Origin of the sequence: Rhodanobacter soli, from assembly GCF_040548735.1 — a bacterium.
In the GTDB taxonomy this organism is placed as follows: domain Bacteria; phylum Pseudomonadota; class Gammaproteobacteria; order Xanthomonadales; family Rhodanobacteraceae; genus Rhodanobacter; species Rhodanobacter soli_A.
In genome coordinates, this window is sequence record NZ_JBEPSD010000001.1 from 370,340 (window position 1) to 392,720 (window position 22,381).

Consider the following 22,381-nt stretch of genomic DNA (forward strand, 5'->3'; position numbering starts at 1 on the left):
CGTGGTCAGCCAGATGGACGGATTCAGCCGCTACTGCCTTGCTTCAGACGAGCCTTGGATCAGCTGGTGCCGGCCGGTGTCGAGCACGGCAAGCCGCGACGACATGCCGTGTCGCAGCCATTTCCCCTGGCGCGAAGCTAGTCCGGTCAATCGGCCTGCGCAAGACCCACCGCGACGCCGCCGGAATGGCCCGCCAGCTCGCACCAGCCCCAGTGGTCGAAAATCCACGGTGAACGCAAGGTCAGCGCCAGTCGCACGAAACATGGACTCCCCACCGGCACCGACAAGTGCAACCGGCCGGCCTGGTCGCGCTGCAGCGGCGCGTCGCGCCAACGCCAGCTTTGCGTGCCCGCCGGACTGGCCACGCTGAGCCGCAACCAGGGCCGCAGCCAGACCGGCGGCCGCCACGGCAGGGCGGCCAGCGGCGACGCCAGTCCGGAAGGACGTTCGGGGCGGGCGGCCAGGTGCAGCATGCGCTTGCCGCTCAACGCCATCTGGCTGCGATGTTCAGCCAGCGCGGCGCGCTTGCACGCCGATTGCGCAGCCGTGCCATGGATTTCCCGGGAATCGCCGTCCCCGGCGCGACCATGCACGAGGTAGTTCAACAGTGGCGGTGGATTGACCTGTTGCGCCAGCGCCAGGCGCACCAGCACATGCGCCGCGCCGTGGTCGGGATGGCGGTCGGCCAGCGCCGGCGCCACCACCAGGCTGGGGGCGAACTGGCCGATCGCCGCGGCCAGCGTCGATACCGAGGCGCTACACGACTGCAGCAGCCTATCGGTGACGCCCATGTCCGGCCAGCCCAACGGCTGCAGCGCCTGCGCCGGCACGCCCAGACACTGCAGCGCCTGCAGCATCTCCGCGTGGCGGCGGTGACCCCAGCGCTGGCGGTCGGCAAGACGGATGCGCAGGCGCCGTTCCAGCCAGCGCTGCGGCCACGGGTTGTTGTCGCCCTCGGTCAGCAGCAGGATCCGCACCTCGCCGCCGGCCGCCCGCACCTGCTGGATCAGCAGGCCGGTCGCGATGGTCTCGTCATCCGGGTGCGGCGCCACCACCAGCAGGCGGGTCTGCGCGGAAAATACCGGCAACCCGTTCGCCGTGGACGGCGATGAGCGGGCACCGGTCCCGCTCATCGCCACTGCGCCAGCAGTTCCAGCAGCAGCAGGTCGGCGCGCAACGGGCCACGCAAACCCTCGCGGGTGCGATTGGTCGCGTCGTACCAGTGGCCCAGCGCCTCGACGTCCATCGCGCTGGCCAGCGGGCCGTGGCCAGCCGCCGAGCGCGCCTTGATCTCGTCGGCGGTGGCCTGGGCGGCAAACCACAGCCGCTGCGCCGGTTCGCTGTCCAGCCAGCGCTTGACCACTTCGGTCGGCTGGCCGCGGCCGGCGGCCAGCGCGGCCAGGTCCTTGCGCACTTCCTGCCGCCGCTCCAGCGCGCCTTCCCCGGCCCAGGCTCTGGCCAGACCGGGATTGCCGCCGGCCGCGGCGAGCGCACCCGCCGCATCGCGCACGCCTTCGGCCTGCAGCCAGGCCAGCGCGTCGGCCGTGGCCGGCAGGTGGAACTCGATCCGCTGGCAGCGGCTGCGGATGGTTGGCGGCAGGCGCCACGGGGCGTCGGCCAGCAGGATCAGCATGGTCTGCGCGGCCGGTTCCTCCAGCGTCTTCAGCAACGCGTTGGCGGCGGCGGGATTCATCGCGTCAGCCGGGTCGATGCTGGCCACCTGCCAGCCGCCGAACTGGCTGTTCATGGCCAGCCGCGCCGACAGCTCGCGGATCTGGTCGACCACGATCTCGCTGCGTTGCACGCCGTCCTTGCGCAAGCCGAAGCCCAGCGTGACCACATCCGGGTGCGAGCCGGCGGCGAGCAGCAGGCAACTGCGGCAATGCCCGCAGGCATCGCCGCCGATCGGCTCGGCACACAGCAGCCCCTGCACGAAACGCTGTGCGAACGCGCGCTTGCCCAGGCCGGCGGCGCCGCACAACAGCAAGGCATGCGGCAGCGCGTCGCGCTGCCGGCGCGCCTGCAGCCGCGTCCAATGTTCGGCATGCCAGGGCAATCCGTTCATGCTTGGCCTTCTCCCAGCAATACCGCCAGCGCCTGCGTCGCGGCCTGCAGAACGGCCGCAGGCGACTGGCTGGCGTCGATCACCCGGAAACGCTCCGGTTCGGCCGCGGCGCGCTCGCGATAACTCGCACGCACCCGTTCGAAAAAGGCATCGGCCTCGACCTCGATGCGGTCGGCGTCGCCACGGCCGGCGGCGCGCGCACGGCCGGTCGCCACCGGCAGGTCGAGCAGCAAGGTCAGGTCGGGCTTCACGCCGGCGCAGGCCCAGCGCTCGAGTTCCGCGATGCGCGGCGTCGGCTGGCCGCGGCCACCGCCCTGGTAGGCATAGCTGGCGTCGGCAAAGCGATCGCACAGCACCCACTGGCCCGTACTCAAGGCCGGCTCGATCACTTCGCGCACCAGCTGCGCGCGCGAGGCGAACATCAGCAGCAGCTCGGTCTCGGCGGCCAGTCCATGCAGGGCCGGATCGAGCACGATCGCGCGCACCGCCTCGCCCACGGCGGTGCCGCCGGGTTCGCGCGTCTGCACCAGCGCGATGCCGCGCCGTTCGATGTGCTTGCGCAGGCCGGCCAGCAAGGTGCTCTTGCCGGCGCCCTCGCCGCCTTCGAGACTGATGAATTTTCCGCGCGGGTTTGTCATCGGCAACGCTTCCGCTGGTAGCAGTCGACGTTGCGATTGTGTTCCTCCAAAGTACGGGCGAACACGTGGCCGCCGTCGCCGCGCGCCACGAAATACAGCGCATCGCCGGCGGCCGGGTGCAGCGCCGCCACCAGCGCCGGCTTGCCCGGCAGCGCGATCGGCGTCGGCGGCAGGCCAGGCCGGGTATAGGTGTTGTACGGCGTGTCGGCGGTCAGGTCGCTCTTGCGGATGTTGCCGGCGTAGTTCGCGCCCATGCCGTAGATCACGCTGGGATCGGTCTGCAGCAGCATGTGATCCTCGAGGCGCCGCACGAACACCCCGGCGATCTGCGCGCGCTCCGCCGGAATGCCGGTTTCCTTCTCCACGATCGAGGCCAGGATCAGCGCCTCGTACGGCGTGGCCAGCGGCAGGTCCTGCGCGCGTCCCGCCCAGAGCTCGTCGAGCGTCTTCACCATCGCGGCATGCGCGCGCCGGAGGATGTCCAGGTCGCTGTCACCCTTCACATAGGCGTAGGTCTCGGGCAGGAAACGGCCTTCCGGCGCTTCGCCGCCGGCGCCGATCTTCTGCATGACCGCGGCATCGTCCAGCGCGGCGCTGTCGTGGTTCAACTTCTCGGCCCTAGCCAGCGCCTGGCGCAACTCGCCGAAGGTCCAGCCGTCGACGATGGTGAAATTGCGTTGCAGCACCCTGCCGGCCGCCATGTTCGCGAGCAACTGGCGCGGGGTGATGCCGGGTTCCAGCGCGTATTCGCCGGCGTGCAGCTTGCCGGCCACGTGCATCTGCTCGGCCAGCAGCCGCCAGTACAGCGGGCTGGCCGTGCTGAACCCACGTTGGCGCAATTCGCCGACGATACCCTTGAAGCTGCTGCCGCGGCCGATGTCGATGCTGTCGCCCTGCGTCGCCACGTTCAGCGGTGCCATACCGAAGCGGGCAAAGTCGTTCCAGCCATAGATCAGTGCGCCGACCGAGACCAGCAGCGCGATCAGCAACAGCAGCCGTGGCCATGCGCGCCCGCGCATCCGTTTGTCGCTCATCCGCCCTGCTCCATCGAAAATCCCAAGTTCCGCCAATGTTGCTGCAACCGACGTGCCATCGTGCCCGGCGCATAGCCGCAGCCATCCAGCGAACGTACCGGCAAGATGCCGCGCACGCTCGAACTGAGGAAGACCTCGCCGGCATCCAGCAGTGTATCCAGCGTCAGCTCAGCGACCCGTGCCTGCGGACACGCTGCGAGCACCTCGGCACGGGCTACTCCGGCCACCCCGCAGCGGTCCAGCGACGGCGTCAGCAGTTCGCCGTCGACCACGGCAAACAGATTGGCCATGGTCGCCGAAATCACCCGCCCGTGGCTATCGAGCAGGACGCCTTCGGCAATCGCCGGATCATTCCATTCGGCGCGCGCGAGCACCTGCTCCAGCCGGTTCAGGTGCTTGATGCCGGCCAGCAGCGGCTGCTCCGCCAGACGGATGGTGCACACGCGCATGCGCACGCCCAGCGCGTAGATCTTGGCGGCGACCGGCGGTGGCGTGAACGCAGCCACCACTCGCGTCGGTTGCGGCGAGGCCGGCAAAGCGTAGCCGCGTTCACCCAGGCCACGGGTGACGGTGATGCGCAGTACCGATTCCAGCATGCCGCGGCTGACTTCCAGCGCCTCGCGCCACAGCTGCGCCGGATCGGGCGCCGGTATCTGCAGGCGCGCACAGCCTTCGGTCAGCCGCTGCATATGGCGCGACCATAACGGCGCGACGGTGCCGAGCAGGCGGATGCTTTCGAACAGGCCATCGCCATAGGCCAAGCCACGATCCAGCGCCGACACCTGTGTCGCCGCCACGCCGTTCACCAGCATGCGCGCCGTCATCAGTCCGGCACTCCCAGCGCGCGCAGCAGGCCGCGTGCCTTGGCGCGGGTCTCATCCAGTTCGTTGGCTGCCACCGAGTCGGCGACGATGCCGGCGCCGGCGCGCAGGCTCACTTCGTCGCCGGTCAGGGTCAGGGTGCGGATCAGGATGTTCAAGTCGAGCTCACCGTTGCGGTCGAGATAACCCAGCGCGCCGGTGTACGCGCCACGCGGCGCGTCTTCCAGCGCGGCAATGATTTCCATGCAGCGCACCTTGGGACAGCCGGTGATGGTGCCGCCCGGGAAGGTGGCGGCAATCACCTCGCCGGGCGTCACGTCGGCGCGCAGGCGCCCACGTACATTGGAGACGATGTGGTGAACGTGGGCGTAACTCTCCACCACCATCAGTTCGTCGACCTCGACCGAGCCCGGCATGCAGACGCGGCCGAGATCGTTGCGCTCCAGGTCGATCAGCATCACGTGCTCGGCGCGCTCCTTCGGATGTGCACTCAGTTCGCGGATGCGTGCCAGCTCGTCATCGCCGGGCAGGCGCGGACGGGTACCGGCGATCGGCCGGGTCTGCGCCACGCCACCGCGCACCTCGACCAGCCGCTCCGGCGAGGAGCTCGCCACCGCCCAGCCCGGCTGCTGCAGCAATCCGGCGAACGGCGCCGGATTGGCCTGGCGCAGCACCGCATACAGCGATGCCGGCACGGGCGGCTGCGCATAACGCGCGCGCCAGGCGCGCGACAGGTTCACCTGGAAGATATCGCCGGCATAGAGGTGCTCGTGGATGCGCGCCACGCCGTCGAGGAACTGCTGCGGCGCGTCCTCGTCCCAACCGATCGGGGCGGCCAGCGGCGGAATCGGCGACACGACCGCGAGATCGGCCTCCAGTACATCGAGCAGATCCTCGTGGCCGGCCTCGGCGACCAGGATCGTGCAGTCGCGTACATGGTCGACGATCACCGCGGCCGGGCAACGCACGGCCAATGCCAGCGGCAGCGTCGACGGCGGCCGCAGTTTCAGCGTCGGCTCGATTTCGCCGGCCAGTTCGTACGCCAGCAGCAACACCCAGCCACCGTGGAACGGCAGCCCGTCGCCCTCCGGCGGCAGGCGCTCGGCCTGCCAGGCAGCATCCAGTGCATCGAGGAAGTGCCCTTCCCGCACCACACCCGCGTCATCGCGCAGGCCGCCGTCGGCGTGCAGGGTCAGCCGTTCGCGCGGGAACGCGAACAGGATGTCGTAGCGCGATTGCGCAGTACCGTGCACCACGCTTTCGAGCAGGCACGGATAACGCTGCGGAAAAGCAGCGGCCGGCGCGAGCAAGTCGCGCCGGCCGCCCAGGATACGGCGATGGCAGGTCACGCTCAGACGCGGCGGAATGCCAGCGTGCCGTTGGTGCCGCCGAAACCGAACGAGTTGGAGATCGCCACGTCGACCTTCGCCTCGCGCGCGGTGTGCGGCACGAAGTCCAGGTCGCAGCCTTCGCCAGGCTCGTCCAGGTTGATCGTCGGCGGCAGCACCTGGTCGCGCAGCGCCAGGATGCTGAAGATCGCCTCGACGCCGCCGGCCGCACCGAGCAGGTGGCCCGTCGTCGACTTGGTCGAGCTCATCGCCAGCTTGTAGGCGTGATCGCCGAACACCTTCTTCGCCGCCATCACCTCGCCCAGGTCGCCCAGTGGCGTGGAGGTGCCGTGCGCATTGATGTACTGCACGTCCGCCGGATTGAGGCCGGCGTCGTCCAGCGCGGTCTGGATGCAGCGTGCCGCACCTTCGCCGCCCTCGCTCGGCGCGGTCATGTGGAACGCGTCGCCGCTCATGCCGAAGCCGACCAGCTCGGCGTAGATGCGCGCGCCGCGGGCCTTGGCGTGCTCGTACTCTTCCAGCATCAGCACGCCGGCGCCGTCGGACAGCACGAAGCCGTCGCGGTCCTTGTCCCACGGACGGCTAGCCTTGGTCGGCTCGTCGTTGCGCGTGGACATCGCCTTGGCCGAGCAGAAGCCGGCCATCGCGGTACCGGTGGTGGCGAACTCGGCGCCGCCGGCGATCATCGCGTCGGCATCGCCGTACTGGATCATCCGCGCGGCCAGGCCGATGTTGTGGGCGCCGGTGGTGCAGGCGGTGACGCAGGCGATGTTCGGGCCCTTCAGGCCGAACATGATCGATAACTGGCCCGAGACCATGTTGATGATCGAGCTGGGCACGTAGAACGGCGAGACCCGGCGCGGGCCTTTCGCCGCCAGTTCCAGCGTGGTCGCTTCGATCGTGTACAGGCCGCCGATGCCGGCGCCGACCGCCACGCCGATGCGCGGCGCGTTCGCCTCGGTCACTTCCAACCCGGAATCACGCAAGGCCTGGGTGCCCGCCGCCACGCCGTAGTGGATGAACGGGTCCATCTTCTTGACGTCCTTGACCGGCATCCACTCGGCCGGATCGAAGCCGCTGACCTGACCGGCGATGCGCGTGGAATAAGCGGAGGTGTCGAAATGGGTGACCGGGCCGATGCCGCTGGCGCCCTTGAGGACACGCTCCCAGGCGCTGGCGATGTCGTTGCCGACCGGCGAGATGATGCCCATGCCGGTCACTACCACACGTCGCTTGCTCATGCTGATGTTCCTTACGTGATTGCGTGGATCTGCCGCTGCCGGCAGCCACCTCGTACGGGTCGCGGACGTCGCCCGGTAGCGCCTGGCCGGCATCCTGCCCACCATACGGGGTCGGACGTTACAAATTGCAGAAACGAAAACTGCGCCAAGATGGCGCAGCGTTCGATATCACCGCGTGTAGACGGACTGGCCAGCGGGCGCGTGCCAGTCCAAATGCGCGGCGATCAATCCGGATGGATCAATCCTTGGAGTGGGCCTTGATGTAATCGACGGCCTGCTGCACGGTGGTGATCTTCTCGGCATCTTCGTCGGGAATCTCGGTCTCGAACTCTTCCTCGAGCGCCATCACCAGTTCCACCGTGTCCAGCGAATCTGCGCCCAGATCGTCCACGAACGAAGCGTTCGCCGTGACTTCATCTTCCTTCACGCCCAACTGCTCGATGACGATTTTCTTGACGCGCTCTTCGATGGTGCTCATGTTGCCCATACCTCTCAAGGAGTAATTGATTTGTTTGTTTGTGCCGGCGTAAGGCCTGCAAAAGGCCGGCGCATTGTAGTGGCTAAACCGCTGGGCCGCCACGATTCGCCGGTAACACGAGGGCGCGGCCCCCGATGACCGGCGCGAAAGCGCAATTGTCGCCTAAAACGGAGCCGCTGGCGACAACTGCGTCCACACGCCCTACGGCATGTACATGCCGCCGTTGACGTGCAGGGTTTCCCCGGTGATGTAGGCCGCGGCCGGCGAGGCCAGGAAGCCCACCGCCTTGGCGATGTCCGTAGCCTCGCCCAGCCGCCCCAGCGCGATCTGGCCGAGCAGCGCCTGTTTCGATTCTTCCGGCAGGGCGCGAGTCATGTCGGTGTCGATGAAGCCCGGCGCCACCACGTTGACGGTGATCCCGCGGCTGCCGATCTCGCGCGCCAGCGACTTGGAGAACGCGATGATGCCGGCCTTGGCCGCGGCGTAATTGGATTGCCCCGGGTTGCCGGTGAGCCCGATCACCGAGGCGATCGAGATGATGCGGCCCTTCTTCGCCTTCATCATGCCGCGCATCACCGCCTTGGAAGTGCGATAGACCGAGGTGAGGTTGGTGTCGATGATCGCCTGCCAGTCCTCGTCCTTCATCCGCATCAGCAACTGGTCGCGGGTGATGCCGGCGTTGTTGATCAGGATCGAGACCGCGCCGAATTCCTTCGCGATGCCGTCGATCAGCCCCTCGACCGCCGCGCCGTCGGTGACGTTCAGCACGCGGCCGTGGCCACCATGCGAGGCCAGCCGTTCGCCGATCGCGGCGGCGCCGTTCTCGCTGGTGGCGGTGCCGATCACGGTGGCGCCCATCGCCGCCAGCTCGTCCGCGATCGCCGCGCCGATGCCGCGGCTGGCGCCGGTGACCAGCGCGATTTCACCCTGCAGTGGTTTGCTCATTTGAATCGTTCCTTGCTGAATCGGGGATCGGAAGGCCTGCGCTCACGCCCACTCGGCGCGGGCGGCGTCGAGTTCGGCCGGGGTGCCGATGGCACGTGCCTCGATGTTCTTGTCGATGCGCTTGATCAGGCCGGCGAGCACTTTGCCCGGGCCGCATTCGGCGATGCGCGCGGCGCCACCAGCGGCCAGCGCCTGCACGCACTCGGTCCAGCGCACCGGCAGGTACAGCTGGCGCTGCAGCGCACCGCGGATATCCTCGATCGTCGCATAGCTGCGCGCTTCGGCGTTCTGGATCACCGGAATCGACGGTTGCCGCCAGTCGATCGCGGCCATCCGTTCGCCCAGCCGGTCGGCCGCCCCGCGCATTAGCGCGCAATGCGACGGCACCGACACGGCGAGCCTGATCGCCTTCTTCACGCCCAGCTCGGCCAGTTTCGCCAGCGCGCGATCGACCGCCTCGACGTTGCCGGCGATCACCAGTTGCCCCGGCGAATTGAAATTGGCCGGCGCCACGACCTGGCCCTGCGCCACCTCTTCGCACACGGCGGCGATCTGCGCGTCGTCGCCACCGAGGATCGCCGCCATCGCGCCCACGCCGGCCGGTACCGCGGCCTGCATCAGCCGGCCGCGTTCGGCCACCAGCGCCGCCGCATCATGCAGCGACAGCGCGCCGGCGCAGACCAGCGCGCTGTACTCGCCCAGGCTGTGGCCGGACAACTGCGCCGGCTGCACACCGCCCAGCTTCTGCCACACCCGCCACACTGCCACGCTGGCGGCCAGCAGCGCCGGCTGCGTGTTCTCGGTGCGGTTGAGCTGGTCTTCCGGGCCCTGCGCGCTCAGCTTCCACAGATCGACGCCGGCACCTTGCGAGGCTTCCTCGAACGTGGCCTGCACCTCGACATGCGCGGCGGCCAGTTCGGCCAGCATGCCGACCGACTGCGAGCCCTGGCCGGGGAAAACGAAAGCGAGCGAAGCGGAGGTTGAACTCATGGATGCGCAAATCCTGCCGACGAAAACCGCCATGGTGCCAGCATCACCGCCCATACGCAGCTGTATTCGCCGTTTTTCGGGACACAAAACACGATGCCGCCCGGACAGGCGGCATCGCGGAGAAGGCTTCGAACGTATGACGGCTCAGTAACGCAGCAACGCCGAAGCCCAGGTGAAGCCGCCGCCGAACGCTTCCAGCAGCAGGTTCTGGCCGCGCTGCACCTTGCCCGAGCGCACCGCGTAGTCGAGTGCCAGCGGCACCGAACCGGACGAGGTATTGGCGTGCTTGTCGACGGTCACGATGACCCGCTCCATCGACATCTTCAGGCGCTTGGCGGTCGCCTCGATGATGCGCAGGTTGGCCTGGTGCGGAATCAGCCAGTCGATGTCCGACTCGACCATGCCGGCCGCCTGCAGGGTCTCGTCGACCAGCGAATCGAGCGTCTTCACAGCAACCTTGAACACCTCGCGCCCTGCCATCTTGATGCGCACGCCGTGATTGGGTTCGTCCTTGAAACCGACCGACACGCCGACCGGGTTGTACAACAGGTGCTTGTAGCCGCCGTCGGCATGCAGGCAGGTGGTGTAGATGCCCGGCTCGCCGGATGCCTCCAGCACCACCGCGCCGGCGCCGTCGCCGAACAGCACGCAGCTTTCGCGCTCGCTCCAGTCGACCATCCGGGTCAGCGTCTCGGCGCCGATCACCAGCACCTTCTTCGACTGCCCGCTCTTGATGAACTTGTCGGCGATGCCCAACGCATAGACGAAACCCGAGCACGCCGCATTGACGTCAAACGCGGCGCAGCCGTTCGCGCCGAGGCGATGCTGCACCAGACAGGCGGTGGACGGGAAGATGATGTCCGGCGTGGTCGTGCCGAGCACGATCAGGTCGAGTTCGGACGCCTTGACGCCAGCTGCTTCCAGCGCACGCTGCGCGGCAAGAAATGCCAGGTCGCCGGTGGTCTCGCCGTCGGCGGCGATATGGCGCTGGCGGATGCCGGTGCGGGTGCGGATCCACTCGTCACTGGTGTCGACGATCTTTTCCAGGTCGGCGTTGGTTACCACGCGCTCCGGCAGCGCACTGCCGGTGGCGATGATGCGGGAGTAGATCTGGGCCATTCAGCTGTCCATCAACGTAAACGAAGGATTGAACGCCCTGGGCGGCGTCAACGCAACCGTCCCCTGCGGCATTCATGATGTCCGTCAACGCAAAACGGCGCGTCGCCGCGCCGTCTCGCCTGACCGAAGTCCGGGAACCCCAGGGGATTCCGCGAAACCGGTCAATCCTCGACCGACACCGCGCCCTTGGTCTCGATCACTTTCTTGCCGCGATAGTAGCCATCCTTGGTGACGTGATGGCGCAGGTGCACTTCGCCACTGGTCGGATCGGTGGACAGCTGCACGGTCTTCAGCGCGTCGTGCGCACGACGCATGCCGCGGGTGGACGGGGTACGGCGGCTCTTGGCAACTGCCATGGTAGTTCTCCAACTGAAACTTGATGATCTGTTGCGTCATGACCCGGGTCGGATGATCCGGGTCGGCGGTTACTTCTTCAGTTCGCGCAACACCGCGAACGGACTTTCGGAGTGCCCCTCGCCGGCAGAGTCCGGGTCGTGGCCTGTCACTTCGTCGGGCAGGCTGCTGTCCGGATTGACCGGAATCAGCGGCAGCGCCAACAGCAATTCGTCCTCTATCACATCCGCCGGATTCAACCGGCCATCCTCGGCCACCAGCAGCGGCTCGCAATCAGGCGGCAAGCCGGCCTCATCGCGTTCCTGCCTGATCAGGCCGAGCCGGGTATCCACCGCGACCGGCAGTACAAACGGTTCCAGCGTGCGTTGGCAGACCAGCGTCAGCGAAGCCCGCGCGCGAACGTCGACGTAGCTGATACCCAGTTCGTCGCGTCCGAAATCCAGCTCGAACTGCAGCAGACCATCGGTACTTGCCAGCATCCCGCACAGGCGGGACATGGTCGCGATGGGTAGCGTTCCCTCGAACGAACGCCGCGCCGAGACCATGCGCCAAGCGTCCACGGACTCTGGCAGTGTCACGGACATAATCGCGAAATGTTAGGTTCGAAGCCGTCCGAAGTCAACTGGCATGGCGCCGGAACGGCCCTGCACCGCCCCGGCAGCCGCTTATTTTGCCTGATCCGGCCCCGATGCGGCAGACTGAATCTCCCTGCCGCCTGAGCCACTACCCCTTGAACTCTTATCTGACGCTCGGTGCCGCTGCGTTGCTGGGGCTGCTGATCGCCCTGGTGGGCGCGGCCCTGCTGTTGCGCCGGCGCCAGACACTGCGCGGCAGCAGCCTCAAGACCCTGCTCGACCTGGCCGACCGGCTGGAAACCGACCTGAAGACCTGCCGCAGCCGCCTGCAGCAGGCGCATGCGGTGATGTCGCTCAATCCCGACCTTCCCGCCGCCAGCGAACAGGACGCCCAACACGCGATCGACGCCGGCCTGCGCGCGCTGTTGCAACAGCGCCTGTGGATCCGCGACCGCTCGCCGAACGCCAGTCAGCACGAACTGGACGAGGCTGCCGCGTCGATGCGCAGCGCCCGCGACCGCCTGCAACCCTTGTTGAAGGCCCTCGACCAGGCCCAGACCGACCTGAACAGCGCGATGCGCGAACATATCCGGCGCGAGTCGGACACATGATCCCGACCCGTCAACCGCCACGCATCGTGCTGGGTTCGACATCGCGCTACCGCGCCGAGCTGCTGCGCCGGCTGCTCGCGGACTTCGACCAAACCGCACCCGGCACCGACGAAACCCCCTTGCCGGACGAAGCACCCGCGGCGCGCGCCCTGCGCCTGGCGATCGCCAAGGCCGCAGCGGTCGCGCGCGACTATCCGGGCGCCCTGGTGATCGGCTCCGACCAGGTCGCCGAGCTCGACGGCCTGATCCTCGACAAGCCCGGCACCGCCGAACGTGCTCGCGCCCAGCTCGCCGCCGGTTCCGGCCGCGAGGTGCACTTCCATACCGCGCTGTGCCTGCTCGATACGCGCGATGGCCGTCGGCATACCCATGTCGACCACACCCGCGTGCGCTTCCGCACGCTGGACGCGGCGGAAATCGCCCGCTATGTGGAACGCGAACAGCCGCTGGACTGCGCCGGCAGCTTCAAGTGCGAAGGTCTCGGCATCAGCCTGTTCGAGGCGATCGACAACTCCGACCCCAGCGCACTGATCGGCCTGCCGCTGATCGCCCTGGCGCGGCTGTTGCGCGAAGCAGGCATCGCCCTGCCCTAGCAAAGCGGCAGTTACACTGCCCCTCGGTCTCACCTTGCCAGCGAAGAACCCGCATCCATGTCCGCCATCACCCAGCCCCACGACGAACCGCTGCAGCAGCGACTGGATGCCGCGATGGCCCAGGTCAACCGCGTGCTGCTGGGCAAGCCGCGCCAGGTGAAGCTCGCCTTCACCTGCCTGATCGCCGGCGGCCACCTGCTGCTGGAAGACGTACCCGGCGTGGGCAAGACCACCCTGGCGCATGCGCTGGCGGCCACCTTCGCGCTGGAGTTCCAGCGCGTGCAGTTCACCAGCGACCTGCTGCCGTCGGACATCATCGGGGTCAGCGTGTACGAGCGCGAGACCGGCCAGTTCCGCTTCCACCCCGGCCCGATCTTCACCGGCCTGCTGCTGGCCGACGAGATCAACCGCGCCAGCCCGAAGACGCAAAGCGCGCTGCTGGAGGCGATGGCCGAAGGCCAGGTCACCGTGGACGGCCAGACGCATGCGCTGGCGCAGCCGTTCTTCGTGGTCGCCACGCAGAATCCGCTGGATCTCAACGGCACCTTCCCGTTGCCCGACTCGCAGCTCGACCGCTTCATGCTGCGGCTGTCCCTGGACTACCCGGATGCCGCGGCCGAGCGCGCCCTGCTCACCGGCAGCGACCGTCGCGACCTGCTGGCCCAGCTGATGCCGCAACTCGATGGCGCGGCGTTGCTTGCGCTGCACCGGCAGGCGCAGGCGATCACCGCCAGCACCGCCCTGCTCGACTACCTGCAGGCCCTGCTCGCCGCCAGCCGGCGCCACGCCGACATCCGCGTGGGCTTGTCGCCGCGCGCCGGCCTGGCGCTGCTCGCCGCGGCGCGCGCGTGGGCGCTGCTCAGCGGCCGCGGCCACGTGCTGCCGGAAGACATCCAGGCGCTGTTCGTGCCGCTGGCCGCGCACCGCCTGCTGCCTGCGCGCGGTGCCAACGGCGACACGCTGGCGCGGCAGCTGCTGGCCGAGGTGGCGGTGGATTGATGCGCGATCTGCTGCAGCGCCTGCAACGATGGGCCGAACGCCGGCTGCCCGCACTCACCCGCTACCGCCGCCCGGAAAGCCTGCCGATCGAACTGCATCGTCGGCGCATCTACATCGTGCCGACCGGCTTCGGCCTCGGCTTCTCCGTCCTGCTGCTGGTGATGCTGGTGGGCGCGCTGAACTATGCCAACAACGCCGCCCTGCTGCTCACCTGCCTGCTCGGTGCGGCCAGCGCCGCCAGCATGCTGGTGGCGTTCCGCAGCCTCGACGGTTTGCGCCTGGGCCACATCCGCGCCGGCCATGCGGTCGCCGGCCAGCCCCTCGAACTCACCCTGACGTTCGACTCCGGCCGCCCACGCAACGCCATCCGCGTCGACCTCGATGACCGCACCATCGCCTTCGCGCTGAATGGCCGCGCCAGCACCCACGTGAAGCTGGCCCTGCCTACCGCGCAGCGCGGCTGGCAGCCGCTGCCGCGCCTGCGGGTGTGGACCAGCTGGCCGCTGGGCCTGTTCCGCGCATGGAGCTGGCTGCATCCCGAGCAGTCGGTACTGGTATGGCCGCGCGCGGAAACCGCCGGGCCGCAGCCGCACGCTCCCGCCGACGACGCCCGCCACATGCGCCTGCATCGCGGCGACGAACTGGCCGCACTGCGCGACTACCGCGCCGGCGACCCGCAACGACATATCGCCTGGAAAGCCAGCGCCCGCCACGAGAACCTGCTGGTGAAGGATTTCGAGCAGCCGCAAAGCCGTCCGCAATGGCAGCTGGACTGGCGCCGGCTGGGCGGACTGGACAACGAGGCGCGCATCGCCCGGCTGGCGCGCTGGTTGAACGAGGCGCAGGCCCAGCGTGGCCATTACAGCCTGTGGCTGCCCGGCAACGAAATTCCCGGCGGCAGCGGGCCGCTGCACTACGCGCATTGCATGAGCGCGCTGGCGCAGCTGCCATGACGTCGCCACCGGCCAGACTGCCGCGCGAACGGCCGATCGACGCCCGCGCGTTCGACCTGCTCAGTCTGACCATGGCGCTGGTGCTGGGCCTGCATTCGCCGCACCTGCCGTGGTGGCTCGGCGGCGCGCTGGCGCTGATCCTCGGCTGGCGCTGGTGGCAGCGACGGCGCCAGGCCGGCCGGGTGCCGCGCTGGCTCAAGCTGCCGTTGCTGGTCCTGCTGACGCTGGCGGTGATCGTGCAGTACGGCAACATCTTCGGCCGTGAGCCCGGGACGGCGCTGGCGGTCGGCCTGCTGATCCTGAAGCTGCTGGAAACCGAGACGGCGCGCGACGTGCGCGTGGGCATCAGCTTCGCCTGCTTCGCGCTGATGGCCGCGCTGCTGTTCGACCAGGGCCTGATCGCCACCGTGGTGGTGGCGTTGGGCCTGCTGCCGGCGCTGGCCACCTTGCGCGCGCTGGAACCGGGGCAGTTGCCGAGCAGCCTGCCGCGCGCCTTGCTGCCCGGCCTGGCGCTGTCGGCGGCGGCCTTGCCGCTGGCCCTGCTGGCCTTCCTGCTGGTGCCGCGACTGAGCTCGCCGTTGTGGGGCGCGCCGTCGCAGGACCAAGCACGCACCGGCCTCGGCGACAGCATGACGCCGGGCAATTTCACCGACCTGCTCACCGACGATCATCCGGCGATGCGGGTCAGTTTCGACGGTGCGCCGCCGCCACCGGACCGGCGCTATTTCCGCGCCTACGTAATGTGGAATTTCGACGGCCGCAGCTGGCGCCAGCTCGATCCGCGATACGCCCCGCCACGGCAGCCGGCGCCGCTCGAGGTCGCCAGCTCGATCCGCTACCAGATCAGCCTGCAACCCACCCGGCGACGCGTGCTGCCGATGCTGGACGTGCCGCTGCAGGCGCCGGCGCAGGCCACCCTGCAAGCCGACCACGAGGTGATGGCCGACAAGCCGGTCAACGACCAGCTCAACTACGCCGCGCGCTCGGCGCTGCAGTACCGGCTGCAACCCAGCCTGGACGAGCGCTCGCGCCGCCTCGGCCTGCGCCTGCCGGCGGATTTCAATCCGCGCACGCACGCACTAGCCGCGCAATGGCGGCAGCGTTACGGCGGCGACGATGCCGCGATCGTGCAGGCCGCGCTGGGCCTGTTCCACGACGGCGGCTTCCGCTACACGCTGGCGCCGGCCCCGCTGGGACGCGACTCGGTGGATGACTTCCTGTTCGACACCCACGAAGGTTTCTGCGAGCACTATTCGTCGGCGTTCACCGTGCTGATGCGCGCGGCCGGCATCCCGGCACGGGTGGTCACCGGCTACCAGGGCGGCTACTGGAACAAGTACGGCAACTACCTGCTGGTGCGCTATTCCGACGCGCATGCGTGGAGCGAGGTCTGGCTGGCCGGGCGCGGCTGGGTGCGCGTCGATCCCACCGGCGCGGTACGCCCGGAGCGCGTTTCGCTGGGCGCGGCCGCGGCCGCCGGCGACCAGTTGTCCTGGTACCGCAACGACTGGCTGCAGGGCCTGCGCAATCGCTGGGACATCGTCAACCGCTGGTGGGACCAAGGCGTTATCGGCTTTGATGCGCTACGCCAGCGCGGCCTGCTGACACCGTTCGGCATCCGCGATGCCGACACGGCGACGCTCGGCGTGCTGCTGGCGATCAGCAGCGTGCTGTTCATCGCGATCGGGCTGGCGTGGGCATTGTTGCGGCGGCAGCCGCGCGACCCGTTGCGCGGCGCGCTGCGCGAGCTGGAGCGGAAGCTGGCGCGCAAGGGCATTGCGCGCCGCCCCGCCGAAGGCCCGCAGCATTACCTGAGCCGCGCCGCCCGTGCGCTGCCAGGCCAACGCGATGAACTGGCAAGCCTGATGAGGAGTTACCTGGAACTGCGTTATGCCCATGACGAACCGCCGACTGAACCATTGCGCGCGTTCCTGCACGCCGTGCGGGATTTCCGTATCGTCAACGTGGTCAAATAAGAGCCGACACGACGGCGCAGGCCGTCGCCCATGTATGGAGAAATCCCCATGTCCCTGTACCGCCCATTGACCCTCGCCGCCGCGCTCGCCCTGTTGGCCGGGTGCGCGACGATTCCGAAACCGCTGGAAGGCACCTACACCGACGTCTCCACCGCCAGCGCCCAGCAAGGCGGTGCGGGCGGTACCCGCGTCCGCTGGGGTGGCGAGATCATCAAGACCGAACCGGGTCCGCAGCAGACTTGCTTCTACCTGCTGTCGCGCCCGCTGGACAGCCAGGCGCGCCCGAAAGCCGGCAACACCGGCGAGAACCTGGGCCGCTTCGTCGCCTGCCGTGACGGCTTCTACGATCCGGAAGTGTTCGTGCGCGGCCGCGAGCTGACCGTCACCGGCACGCTGCACGGCACGGTGTCGCAGAAGGTGGGCGAGTTCGACTACGCCTATCCGCGCGTGGAGGCCGACGTGGTCTACCTGTGGCCGAAGCGCCCGATCATGGTGAATTACCCGCCGGGCTTCTATGACCCGTTCTGGGGTCCGGGCTTCGGCCCGTACTGGGGCGGCTATCCTTACTACGGCGGCTACTATCCGCGCCGCGTGATCGTGGTGCGGCCGCCTCCGCCGCCCCCGCCGAAGAAGTAAGCGCATATGAAAACGCCGGCTCGAAGCCGGCGTTTTCATATGCGGGATGCGGCGCCGGCGTGCTCAGCCCGGCGGCCAGTGCATGCGGCGCCCCGCCAGCAGGTGCACGTGCAGGTGGTAGACGGTCTGCCCGCCATCCTCGTTGGTGTTGATCACCGTGCGGTAACCCTGCTCGGCAAAACCTTCCTGCTTCGCGTACGCCGCCGTGGCCAGCAGCAACTTGCCGAGCAGCTCGGCGTCACCCACCGTCGCGTCGTTGAGCGTGGCCAGCGGCCGCTTCGGAATGAACAGCACATGCACCGGCGCCTGCGGATTCAGGTCGCGGAACGCCAGCACCTCGTCGTCCTCGTAGACGATGTCGGCCGGAATCTCGCGGCGGACAATCTTGCTGAAAATCGTGTCGCTCATGATCGGTTTCCTGAAGGATGGCTCAATCGAGCAGTTGCCGCCCGCCGAACGCATGCGCCAGCGTGCTGCGGTCGACGTATTCCAGTTCACCGCCCAGCGGCACGCCGTGCGCCAGCCGGGTCGGCCGCACGCCGCCGGCGCGGGCCAGCTGGGCCAGGTAATGCGCGGTGGCCTCGCCTTCCACGGTGGGATTGGTAGCGATGATCAGCTCCTCGATCTCGCCCTCGCCCAGGCGCTGGGTCAGTTGCGCCAGTCCCAGTTCTTCCGGGCCCAGCCCATCCAATGGCGACAATCGGCCCATCAGCACGAAGTACTGGCCGCGGTAGCCGGTGGCCTGTTCGATCGCCGCCAGGTCGGTGGGCGACTCCACCACGCACAGCACCTGGCGGTCGCGGCTGGAGCTGGAACACAGCGAACACAGCGGCTCCTCGCTGAAGTTGCGGCAGCGCTCGCAATGGCCGATACGCCGCATCGCCTGCTCCATCACCGCGGCCAGCTTCAGGCCGCGCTCGCGCTCGCGCTCCAGCAGATGGAAGGCCATCCGCTGCGCACTCTTGCCGCCCACGCCGGGCAGGCAGCGCAGGGCTTCGATCAGGTCGGCGAGGAGGGGGGAACCGCTCATTCGATGCCGAGCCTCAGAACGGCATCTTGAAGCCGGCCGGCAGGTTCATCCCGGCGGTGACGCCGCCGAGCTTGTTCTTGCTGACTTCGGCCACCTTGTTCACCGCGTCGTTGATCGCGGCGGCGACCAGGTCCTCGGCCATCTCGGGATCGTCGGCAAACGTCTGCCGGTCGATCTGCACGCGACGCACCTCGTGCGCACCGGTCATCACCACGCTGACCAGGCCGCCACCGGCGCTGCCGGTGACTTCGAGTTTCGCGATTTCCTCCTGCGCACGCTTCATGTCTTCCTGCATGCGCTGCGCCTGCTGCATCAGCTGGCCGATCTGTCCTCTCATCACACTGCTCCGGATTCGCTGTCAAAAGGTTTGATGGACTGCGGCACCACGCGCGCGCCGAACTCGCGCTTCAGCGACTGCACCAGCGGGTCGCCCTCGATCGCCTGTTCGGCGGCGGCCTGGGCCGCATCGCGCGCCTGCGCGGCACGCGCCGCCGGGGTCTGCGCGGCAGCAGTCTGGCTGCTGTTGACGAAACGCAGGCGGATGCGCTCGCCCAAAGCCTGGCCGATGCGTTCCTCCATCTGGCTCACCATCGGCTCCACCGCCAGGCTCATGTGCGCCGGCTGCAGCGCCAGCACCAGGGTCTGCCCATCGCGCTCGCGCAATACCGCATTCTGCGCCAGCAGGCCGAACGGCCCGCGCAGGCCGGCGCGCTCGATCAGCGTCTCCCAGTCCGGCAAACCGTTCTCGTCCCGCGTGATCGGGGCAGCGGCAGCGGCTGGCGTCGATGCCGGTGCCGCGCGCGGCGGTGGTGGGGCTTCGTGCTGACGTTCCGGTGCAGCGGCAGGCCGTGCCGACGCCGGTGCCGGAGCGGCAGGACGCGACGGCGCCGACGTCGGTCGTTCCGTGCGCGTGGCGGGTGCGCCATCGCCGGGACGGAACGCCAGCATGCGCAGCAGCGCCATCTCGAAACCGGTGCGCGCATCCGGCGCCAGCGCCAGGTCGCGCCGGCCCGAAGTGGCGATCTGGTAATACAGCTGCACGTCTTCCGGGGTGATCCGCTCGGCCAGCGCCGCCACCGCGCCGTCGTCGTCACCGTCCTCGTCCGGTCGGTAGCCGGGAATCAGCTGGATCAGCTGCAGCCGGTGCAGCACGCTGGCGATGTCGTCCAGCACGCCGCCGAAGTCCGGCGAGTACGAGGCAATCTGCGTGCATTCGGCGAGCAGCCGTTCGCCGTCGCCGGCGGCCAATGCGTCGAGCACGCCGAGCACCTGTCCGCGCGCCACGCTGCCGAGCATGGTGCGCACGTCGTCGGCATGCAGCGCGCCACCGCCGTAGGCGATCGCCTGGTCCAGCAGCGACAGGCCGTCGCGCAGCGAACCATCGGCCGCGCGGGCCAGTTCGCCGATCGCGCTGTCTTCGTAGGCGATGTTCTCGGCGCCCAGGATGTGCCGCATCTGGCCGGAGATCTGTTCCGGCAGCAGCCGCTTCAGGTTGAACTTCAGGCAGCGCGACAGCACCGTCACCGGCAGCTTCTGCGGGTCGGTGGTGGCGAGCAGGAACTTCACGTGCGGCGGCGGTTCCTCCAACGTCTTCAGCAACGCGTTGAACGCGTTCTTCGACAGCATGTGCACCTCGTCGACCAGGTACACCTTGAAACGGCCGCGCGACGGCGCGTACTGCGCGTTCTCGATCACCTCGCGCACGTCGTCCACGCCGGTGTTGCTGGCCGCGTCGATCTCCAGCAGATCGACGAAGCGCCCTTCGTCCACCGCCGTGCACACCGAGCACTCGCCGCAGGGGTCGGCCGACTGCCCGCGCTCGCAGTTCAGTGACTTGGCGAAGATGCGCGCAATGGTGGTCTTGCCGACGCCGCGGGTACCGGTGAACAGGTAGGCATGGTGCATGCGCCCGGTGTCGAGCGCATTGGTGAGCGCGCGCACCACGTGTTCCTGCCCGACCAGTTCAGCGAACTTGCGCGGACGCCACTTGCGGGCGAGTACCTGATAAGACATGCCTGACTACCTTGGGGCGAAGACTGATTGTGCCAAGTCAGAGGGGGTAAGTCAGTAAAAGCGCAGTCCGGAAATGGCGGCGGCCCCGCCAGCCACACCCCGGCACCCGAATCATTCGCTACCGTTGCTTCCTTCCGGACCTGGCGGAGTTTGCGAACTATCGTCGCGGGGGGACCGACGGGGCCACCATGGACGTCAAGCGATGCACGCTTGCTGATTTTCTGCTGCGCCGGCCTGCAAGTCCGTCGCGTGACTCAAATTCTGGCGGAGAGAGCGGGATTCGAACCCGCGATAGGTTTTACCCTATACACACTTTCCAGGCGTGCTCCTTCAACCACTCGGACACCTCTCCGCATAAAACGGTCTTTGCCGGCAATCCTGTCCTTCAAAGAGTCAGTAAGAATAGCGGCAGGCCCCCATACAGGCAAGCGAACAGGCGCTGATTCAGCCAGCGTCGGCCCGGAGCTCCGCCGGGGCGTGCAAGGCGACACGTTCGCCCGGACTGGCGACGCGGTAGCCGAGCGAGGCCAGCGCCGTACCGTCTGCCTCGCTGCCGTAGTGGTACAGCAGCAGCCGGGCGCGCAAGGCATCGGGATACTCGCGTTCGATGTCGTCGATGCCCGTATGCGACGGGTTGCCCACCAGGCCGCAATCGTGTGCGATCAGCCCGCCGCCACCGGCATGGCGCGCCAGTACCTCGGGAATCGGGCGGGTGTCGCCGGTATAGGCGAAGCTGCCATCCAGGGCGAGGCCATACGAGGTTCCGGGCACGTGATGGCGGGTGGCGAACACGTCGAACCACAGCCCGTCCAGCCAGAAGCCACGCGTGCACGGGATCAGCCGGAACGCCTCCCAGAAATTCGCGCCGCCCTCGGCGAGCGCACCGGGGTAATCGGCGACGCGCGTCTGCAGCCACGGCATGAGTGTGGCGTGGACAAACACCCGGGTGGTACCGCGCAAGCGCGGGTCGAACCACAGGCGGATGAACAGCTGCTCCAGCCCGGCCACGTGGTCCATGTGGGTATGCGTGATGAACACGGCCGGCGGCAACGCGTCGTACGCCGCCACGTAGCGATCGAGCGTGTCGGGGCCGCAGTCGATCAGCAGCAGCGGTACGCCGGCGCGTTCCAGCACCACGGCCGACGAGCCCAGCTCCACCGCGTGCGCGGCGCCCACGCCAAGAAAATGCAGATGCCAGTTCATGGGGCCAGCGTACGCCCGTAGCGATACAGCAGTGGTTGCCAGATGTTCTTCTCGAATGCCGCCTCGCCGTCGGCGGCTGCGCCAAGCTTGAGCAGCGACCGGCGCAGACGCTGCAGGTTCGCCCGCTGCCAGGCGGTGGCCGGGATGCGCATGCGGCCACGGTCGAAGTCGATCAGATACAGCGCACCCGGCGTCACCAGCACGTTGTGCGCGTTCAGGTCGGCATGCCAGACGCCGTCGCGATGGAAGCGTGCCACCAGCGCCCCGACCTCCTCCGCCAACTCGCCATCCAGCCGCCTTGCCGCCAGGCACTCGGCCAGGGTCTGCGCGTCGGCGATGCGGCGGGTGATCAGATCGGCGGCGTAGTACGGTCCATGCCGGCAATAACGCGCGGCCACCACCTCCGGACCGGGCAACTCCAGCCGGGCGATCTCGGCGAGCAGGCGAAATTCCGCGAACGGACGCGTGCGATCGGCACCGGTCCACAGATACCGGTCTCCCATCAGCGCGGCGACCAGGCCACCGCGACGATAGTGCCGCAGCACGCATTCGCCCACCGGCGTGGCAACGATCGCGACGCCGCCGCGACCGCCCGCCTGCGTGCGCAATGCGCCGCGTTCGCGCCAGTAGTCGGGCGCGAACCAGTCGTGTTCGACTTGTGGCGATACCTCGGCGTCGAACAGAATCGCGCCTTCGGCATCCTTGTGGGTTCGTTCCTGCATCATCATGCCCAGTGACTGCCCGCGATTCTAACCCAG

Annotated in this window: 25 protein-coding genes, 1 tRNA gene and 1 other RNA gene; 6 read left to right on the forward strand and 21 right to left on the reverse strand. The window is 68.5% G+C overall.

The window, feature by feature from the left end; translation table 11 throughout:
• Positions 1–146: 146 nt before the first annotated feature.
• The 13 genes from ABIE04_RS01670 to ABIE04_RS01730 all read right to left on the reverse strand — a co-directional run bounded on the left by ABIE04_RS01670 (position 147) and on the right by ABIE04_RS01730 (position 11,579).
• Complete coding sequence (locus ABIE04_RS01670; RefSeq protein ID WP_354546849.1) at positions 147–1,133, reverse strand: PIG-L deacetylase family protein; 987 nt, start codon at positions 1,131–1,133, stop codon at positions 147–149.
• Positions 1,130–2,065, reverse strand: a complete 936-nt coding sequence (holB, locus tag ABIE04_RS01675; protein WP_354546850.1) for a DNA polymerase III subunit delta' — start codon at positions 2,063–2,065, stop codon at positions 1,130–1,132. The genes ABIE04_RS01670 and holB overlap by 4 nt, the downstream gene beginning before the upstream one ends.
• Entirely contained in the window at positions 2,062–2,703 is a 642-nt protein-coding gene (tmk, locus tag ABIE04_RS01680) for a dTMP kinase (protein WP_354546851.1), read from the reverse strand. The genes holB and tmk overlap by 4 nt, the downstream gene beginning before the upstream one ends.
• Positions 2,700–3,737, reverse strand: a complete 1,038-nt coding sequence (mltG, locus tag ABIE04_RS01685; RefSeq protein ID WP_354546852.1) for an endolytic transglycosylase MltG — start codon at positions 3,735–3,737, stop codon at positions 2,700–2,702. The genes tmk and mltG overlap by 4 nt, the downstream gene beginning before the upstream one ends.
• Positions 3,734–4,561 carry an aminodeoxychorismate lyase gene (gene pabC / locus ABIE04_RS01690; protein WP_354546853.1) on the reverse strand — a complete coding sequence of 276 codons (828 nt, stop codon included), beginning with the start codon at positions 4,559–4,561 and terminating at the stop codon, positions 3,734–3,736. The genes mltG and pabC overlap by 4 nt, the downstream gene beginning before the upstream one ends.
• Positions 4,561–5,907, reverse strand: coding sequence for an aminodeoxychorismate synthase component I (locus ABIE04_RS01695; RefSeq protein ID WP_354546854.1), 1,347 nt, complete (start codon positions 5,905–5,907; stop codon positions 4,561–4,563). Before ABIE04_RS01695 ends, pabC begins: the two co-directional genes overlap by 1 nt.
• Positions 5,908–5,909: 2 nt before the next feature.
• Complete coding sequence (fabF, locus tag ABIE04_RS01700; protein ID WP_354546855.1) at positions 5,910–7,148, reverse strand: beta-ketoacyl-ACP synthase II; 1,239 nt, start codon at positions 7,146–7,148, stop codon at positions 5,910–5,912.
• Between the two features lie 238 nt (positions 7,149–7,386).
• A complete protein-coding gene (acpP, locus tag ABIE04_RS01705; protein WP_007805185.1) occupies positions 7,387–7,626 on the reverse strand; it encodes an acyl carrier protein in 240 nt (79 codons plus the stop codon).
• 201 nt (positions 7,627–7,827) lie between these two features.
• Positions 7,828–8,571 (reverse strand): 3-oxoacyl-ACP reductase FabG, encoded by a 744-nt coding sequence (fabG, locus tag ABIE04_RS01710; RefSeq protein WP_354546856.1) that lies wholly within the window; start codon positions 8,569–8,571, stop codon positions 7,828–7,830.
• A 42-nt stretch (positions 8,572–8,613) separates the two neighbouring features.
• Positions 8,614–9,561 (reverse strand): ACP S-malonyltransferase, encoded by a 948-nt coding sequence (fabD, locus tag ABIE04_RS01715; protein WP_354546857.1) that lies wholly within the window; start codon positions 9,559–9,561, stop codon positions 8,614–8,616.
• 144 nt (positions 9,562–9,705) lie between these two features.
• Positions 9,706–10,680: a beta-ketoacyl-ACP synthase III gene (locus ABIE04_RS01720; RefSeq protein ID WP_354546858.1), complete on the reverse strand. Its 975-nt coding sequence runs from the start codon at positions 10,678–10,680 to the stop codon at positions 9,706–9,708.
• A 161-nt stretch (positions 10,681–10,841) separates the two neighbouring features.
• A complete protein-coding gene (rpmF, locus tag ABIE04_RS01725) occupies positions 10,842–11,036 on the reverse strand; it encodes a 50S ribosomal protein L32 (protein ID WP_149365336.1) in 195 nt (64 codons plus the stop codon).
• A 69-nt stretch (positions 11,037–11,105) separates the two neighbouring features.
• Complete coding sequence (locus ABIE04_RS01730) at positions 11,106–11,579, reverse strand: YceD family protein (RefSeq protein ID WP_354546859.1); 474 nt, start codon at positions 11,577–11,579, stop codon at positions 11,106–11,108.
• A gap of 185 nt (positions 11,580–11,764) precedes the next feature.
• Between ABIE04_RS01730 and ABIE04_RS01735 the strand changes: the two genes are divergently transcribed.
• The 6 genes from ABIE04_RS01735 to ABIE04_RS01760 are packed head-to-tail and all read left to right on the forward strand — an operon-like array spanning position 11,765 to position 17,377.
• A complete protein-coding gene (locus tag ABIE04_RS01735; RefSeq protein WP_354546860.1) occupies positions 11,765–12,220 on the forward strand; it encodes a hypothetical protein in 456 nt (151 codons plus the stop codon).
• Positions 12,217–12,813, forward strand: a complete 597-nt coding sequence (locus ABIE04_RS01740; protein ID WP_354546861.1) for a Maf family protein — start codon at positions 12,217–12,219, stop codon at positions 12,811–12,813. Before ABIE04_RS01735 ends, ABIE04_RS01740 begins: the two co-directional genes overlap by 4 nt.
• 57 nt (positions 12,814–12,870) lie before the next feature.
• Positions 12,871–13,812: an AAA family ATPase gene (locus ABIE04_RS01745; RefSeq protein ID WP_354546862.1), complete on the forward strand. Its 942-nt coding sequence runs from the start codon at positions 12,871–12,873 to the stop codon at positions 13,810–13,812.
• The gene (locus ABIE04_RS01750) at positions 13,812–14,765 is read left to right on the forward strand and encodes a DUF58 domain-containing protein (RefSeq protein WP_354546863.1); all 954 of its coding nucleotides are present in this window, start codon (positions 13,812–13,814) and stop codon (positions 14,763–14,765) included. The genes ABIE04_RS01745 and ABIE04_RS01750 overlap by 1 nt, the downstream gene beginning before the upstream one ends.
• A complete protein-coding gene (locus ABIE04_RS01755; protein WP_354546864.1) occupies positions 14,762–16,741 on the forward strand; it encodes a transglutaminase TgpA family protein in 1,980 nt (659 codons plus the stop codon). Before ABIE04_RS01750 ends, ABIE04_RS01755 begins: the two co-directional genes overlap by 4 nt.
• Positions 16,742–16,789: 48 nt before the next feature.
• Positions 16,790–17,377 carry a Slp family lipoprotein gene (locus ABIE04_RS01760; protein WP_214554896.1) on the forward strand — a complete coding sequence of 196 codons (588 nt, stop codon included), beginning with the start codon at positions 16,790–16,792 and terminating at the stop codon, positions 17,375–17,377.
• A 63-nt stretch (positions 17,378–17,440) separates the two neighbouring features.
• Here the strand turns inward: ABIE04_RS01760 and ABIE04_RS01765 are convergent, their stop codons facing one another.
• The 8 genes from ABIE04_RS01765 to ABIE04_RS01800 form a co-directional block, all read right to left on the reverse strand.
• The gene (locus ABIE04_RS01765) at positions 17,441–17,785 is read right to left on the reverse strand and encodes a histidine triad nucleotide-binding protein (RefSeq protein ID WP_354546865.1); all 345 of its coding nucleotides are present in this window, start codon (positions 17,783–17,785) and stop codon (positions 17,441–17,443) included.
• 22 nt (positions 17,786–17,807) lie between these two features.
• Positions 17,808–18,407 (reverse strand): recombination mediator RecR, encoded by a 600-nt coding sequence (gene recR, locus ABIE04_RS01770; RefSeq protein WP_354546866.1) that lies wholly within the window; start codon positions 18,405–18,407, stop codon positions 17,808–17,810.
• A 13-nt stretch (positions 18,408–18,420) separates the two neighbouring features.
• On the reverse strand, positions 18,421–18,744 hold the full coding sequence (locus tag ABIE04_RS01775) for a YbaB/EbfC family nucleoid-associated protein (RefSeq protein WP_027485554.1): 324 nt from the start codon (positions 18,742–18,744) through the stop codon (positions 18,421–18,423).
• A complete protein-coding gene (gene dnaX / locus ABIE04_RS01780) occupies positions 18,744–20,420 on the reverse strand; it encodes a DNA polymerase III subunit gamma/tau (RefSeq protein WP_354546867.1) in 1,677 nt (558 codons plus the stop codon). The genes ABIE04_RS01775 and dnaX overlap by 1 nt, the downstream gene beginning before the upstream one ends.
• A gap of 83 nt (positions 20,421–20,503) precedes the next feature.
• Positions 20,504–20,600: signal recognition particle sRNA small type (gene ffs / locus ABIE04_RS01785), an RNA gene on the reverse strand.
• A gap of 82 nt (positions 20,601–20,682) precedes the next feature.
• Positions 20,683–20,772, reverse strand: a tRNA-Ser gene (locus tag ABIE04_RS01790).
• A 92-nt stretch (positions 20,773–20,864) separates the two neighbouring features.
• Entirely contained in the window at positions 20,865–21,623 is a 759-nt protein-coding gene (locus ABIE04_RS01795) for an MBL fold metallo-hydrolase (protein WP_354546868.1), read from the reverse strand.
• Positions 21,620–22,351 carry a 3-deoxy-D-manno-octulosonic acid kinase gene (locus ABIE04_RS01800; protein ID WP_354546869.1) on the reverse strand — a complete coding sequence of 244 codons (732 nt, stop codon included), beginning with the start codon at positions 22,349–22,351 and terminating at the stop codon, positions 21,620–21,622. The genes ABIE04_RS01795 and ABIE04_RS01800 overlap by 4 nt, the downstream gene beginning before the upstream one ends.
• Positions 22,352–22,381 lie beyond the last annotated feature (30 nt).

Excerpts from the sequence above, each read along its gene's own strand:
- recR (WP_354546866.1), bottom strand. The coding sequence starts at position 18,407 with ATGAGCGGTTCCCCCCTCCTCGCCGACCTGATCGAAGCCCTGCGCTGC.
- ABIE04_RS01775 (WP_027485554.1), bottom strand. The coding sequence starts at position 18,744 with ATGAGAGGACAGATCGGCCAGCTGATGCAGCAGGCGCAGCGCATGCAG.
- tmk (WP_354546851.1), bottom strand. The coding sequence starts at position 2,703 with ATGACAAACCCGCGCGGAAAATTCATCAGTCTCGAAGGCGGCGAGGGC.
- ABIE04_RS01760 (WP_214554896.1), top strand. The coding sequence starts at position 16,790 with ATGTCCCTGTACCGCCCATTGACCCTCGCCGCCGCGCTCGCCCTGTTG.
- fabD (WP_354546857.1), bottom strand. The coding sequence starts at position 9,561 with ATGAGTTCAACCTCCGCTTCGCTCGCTTTCGTTTTCCCCGGCCAGGGC.
- ABIE04_RS01795 (WP_354546868.1), bottom strand. The coding sequence starts at position 21,623 with ATGAACTGGCATCTGCATTTTCTTGGCGTGGGCGCCGCGCACGCGGTG.
- ABIE04_RS01765 (WP_354546865.1), bottom strand. The coding sequence starts at position 17,785 with ATGAGCGACACGATTTTCAGCAAGATTGTCCGCCGCGAGATTCCGGCC.
- dnaX (WP_354546867.1), bottom strand. The coding sequence starts at position 20,420 with ATGTCTTATCAGGTACTCGCCCGCAAGTGGCGTCCGCGCAAGTTCGCT.
- holB (WP_354546850.1), bottom strand. The coding sequence starts at position 2,065 with ATGAACGGATTGCCCTGGCATGCCGAACATTGGACGCGGCTGCAGGCG.
- ABIE04_RS01730 (WP_354546859.1), bottom strand. The coding sequence starts at position 11,579 with ATGGTCTCGGCGCGGCGTTCGTTCGAGGGAACGCTACCCATCGCGACC.
- ABIE04_RS01670 (WP_354546849.1), bottom strand. The coding sequence starts at position 1,133 with ATGAGCGGGACCGGTGCCCGCTCATCGCCGTCCACGGCGAACGGGTTG.
- ABIE04_RS01755 (WP_354546864.1), top strand. The coding sequence starts at position 14,762 with ATGACGTCGCCACCGGCCAGACTGCCGCGCGAACGGCCGATCGACGCC.
- rpmF (WP_149365336.1), bottom strand. The coding sequence starts at position 11,036 with ATGGCAGTTGCCAAGAGCCGCCGTACCCCGTCCACCCGCGGCATGCGT.
- ABIE04_RS01740 (WP_354546861.1), top strand. The coding sequence starts at position 12,217 with ATGATCCCGACCCGTCAACCGCCACGCATCGTGCTGGGTTCGACATCG.
- acpP (WP_007805185.1), bottom strand. The coding sequence starts at position 7,626 with ATGAGCACCATCGAAGAGCGCGTCAAGAAAATCGTCATCGAGCAGTTG.
- fabG (WP_354546856.1), bottom strand. The coding sequence starts at position 8,571 with ATGAGCAAACCACTGCAGGGTGAAATCGCGCTGGTCACCGGCGCCAGC.
- fabF (WP_354546855.1), bottom strand. The coding sequence starts at position 7,148 with ATGAGCAAGCGACGTGTGGTAGTGACCGGCATGGGCATCATCTCGCCG.
- ABIE04_RS01745 (WP_354546862.1), top strand. The coding sequence starts at position 12,871 with ATGTCCGCCATCACCCAGCCCCACGACGAACCGCTGCAGCAGCGACTG.
- pabC (WP_354546853.1), bottom strand. The coding sequence starts at position 4,561 with ATGACGGCGCGCATGCTGGTGAACGGCGTGGCGGCGACACAGGTGTCG.
- ABIE04_RS01750 (WP_354546863.1), top strand. The coding sequence starts at position 13,812 with ATGCGCGATCTGCTGCAGCGCCTGCAACGATGGGCCGAACGCCGGCTG.
- ABIE04_RS01720 (WP_354546858.1), bottom strand. The coding sequence starts at position 10,680 with ATGGCCCAGATCTACTCCCGCATCATCGCCACCGGCAGTGCGCTGCCG.
- mltG (WP_354546852.1), bottom strand. The coding sequence starts at position 3,737 with ATGAGCGACAAACGGATGCGCGGGCGCGCATGGCCACGGCTGCTGTTG.
- ABIE04_RS01800 (WP_354546869.1), bottom strand. The coding sequence starts at position 22,351 with ATGATGATGCAGGAACGAACCCACAAGGATGCCGAAGGCGCGATTCTG.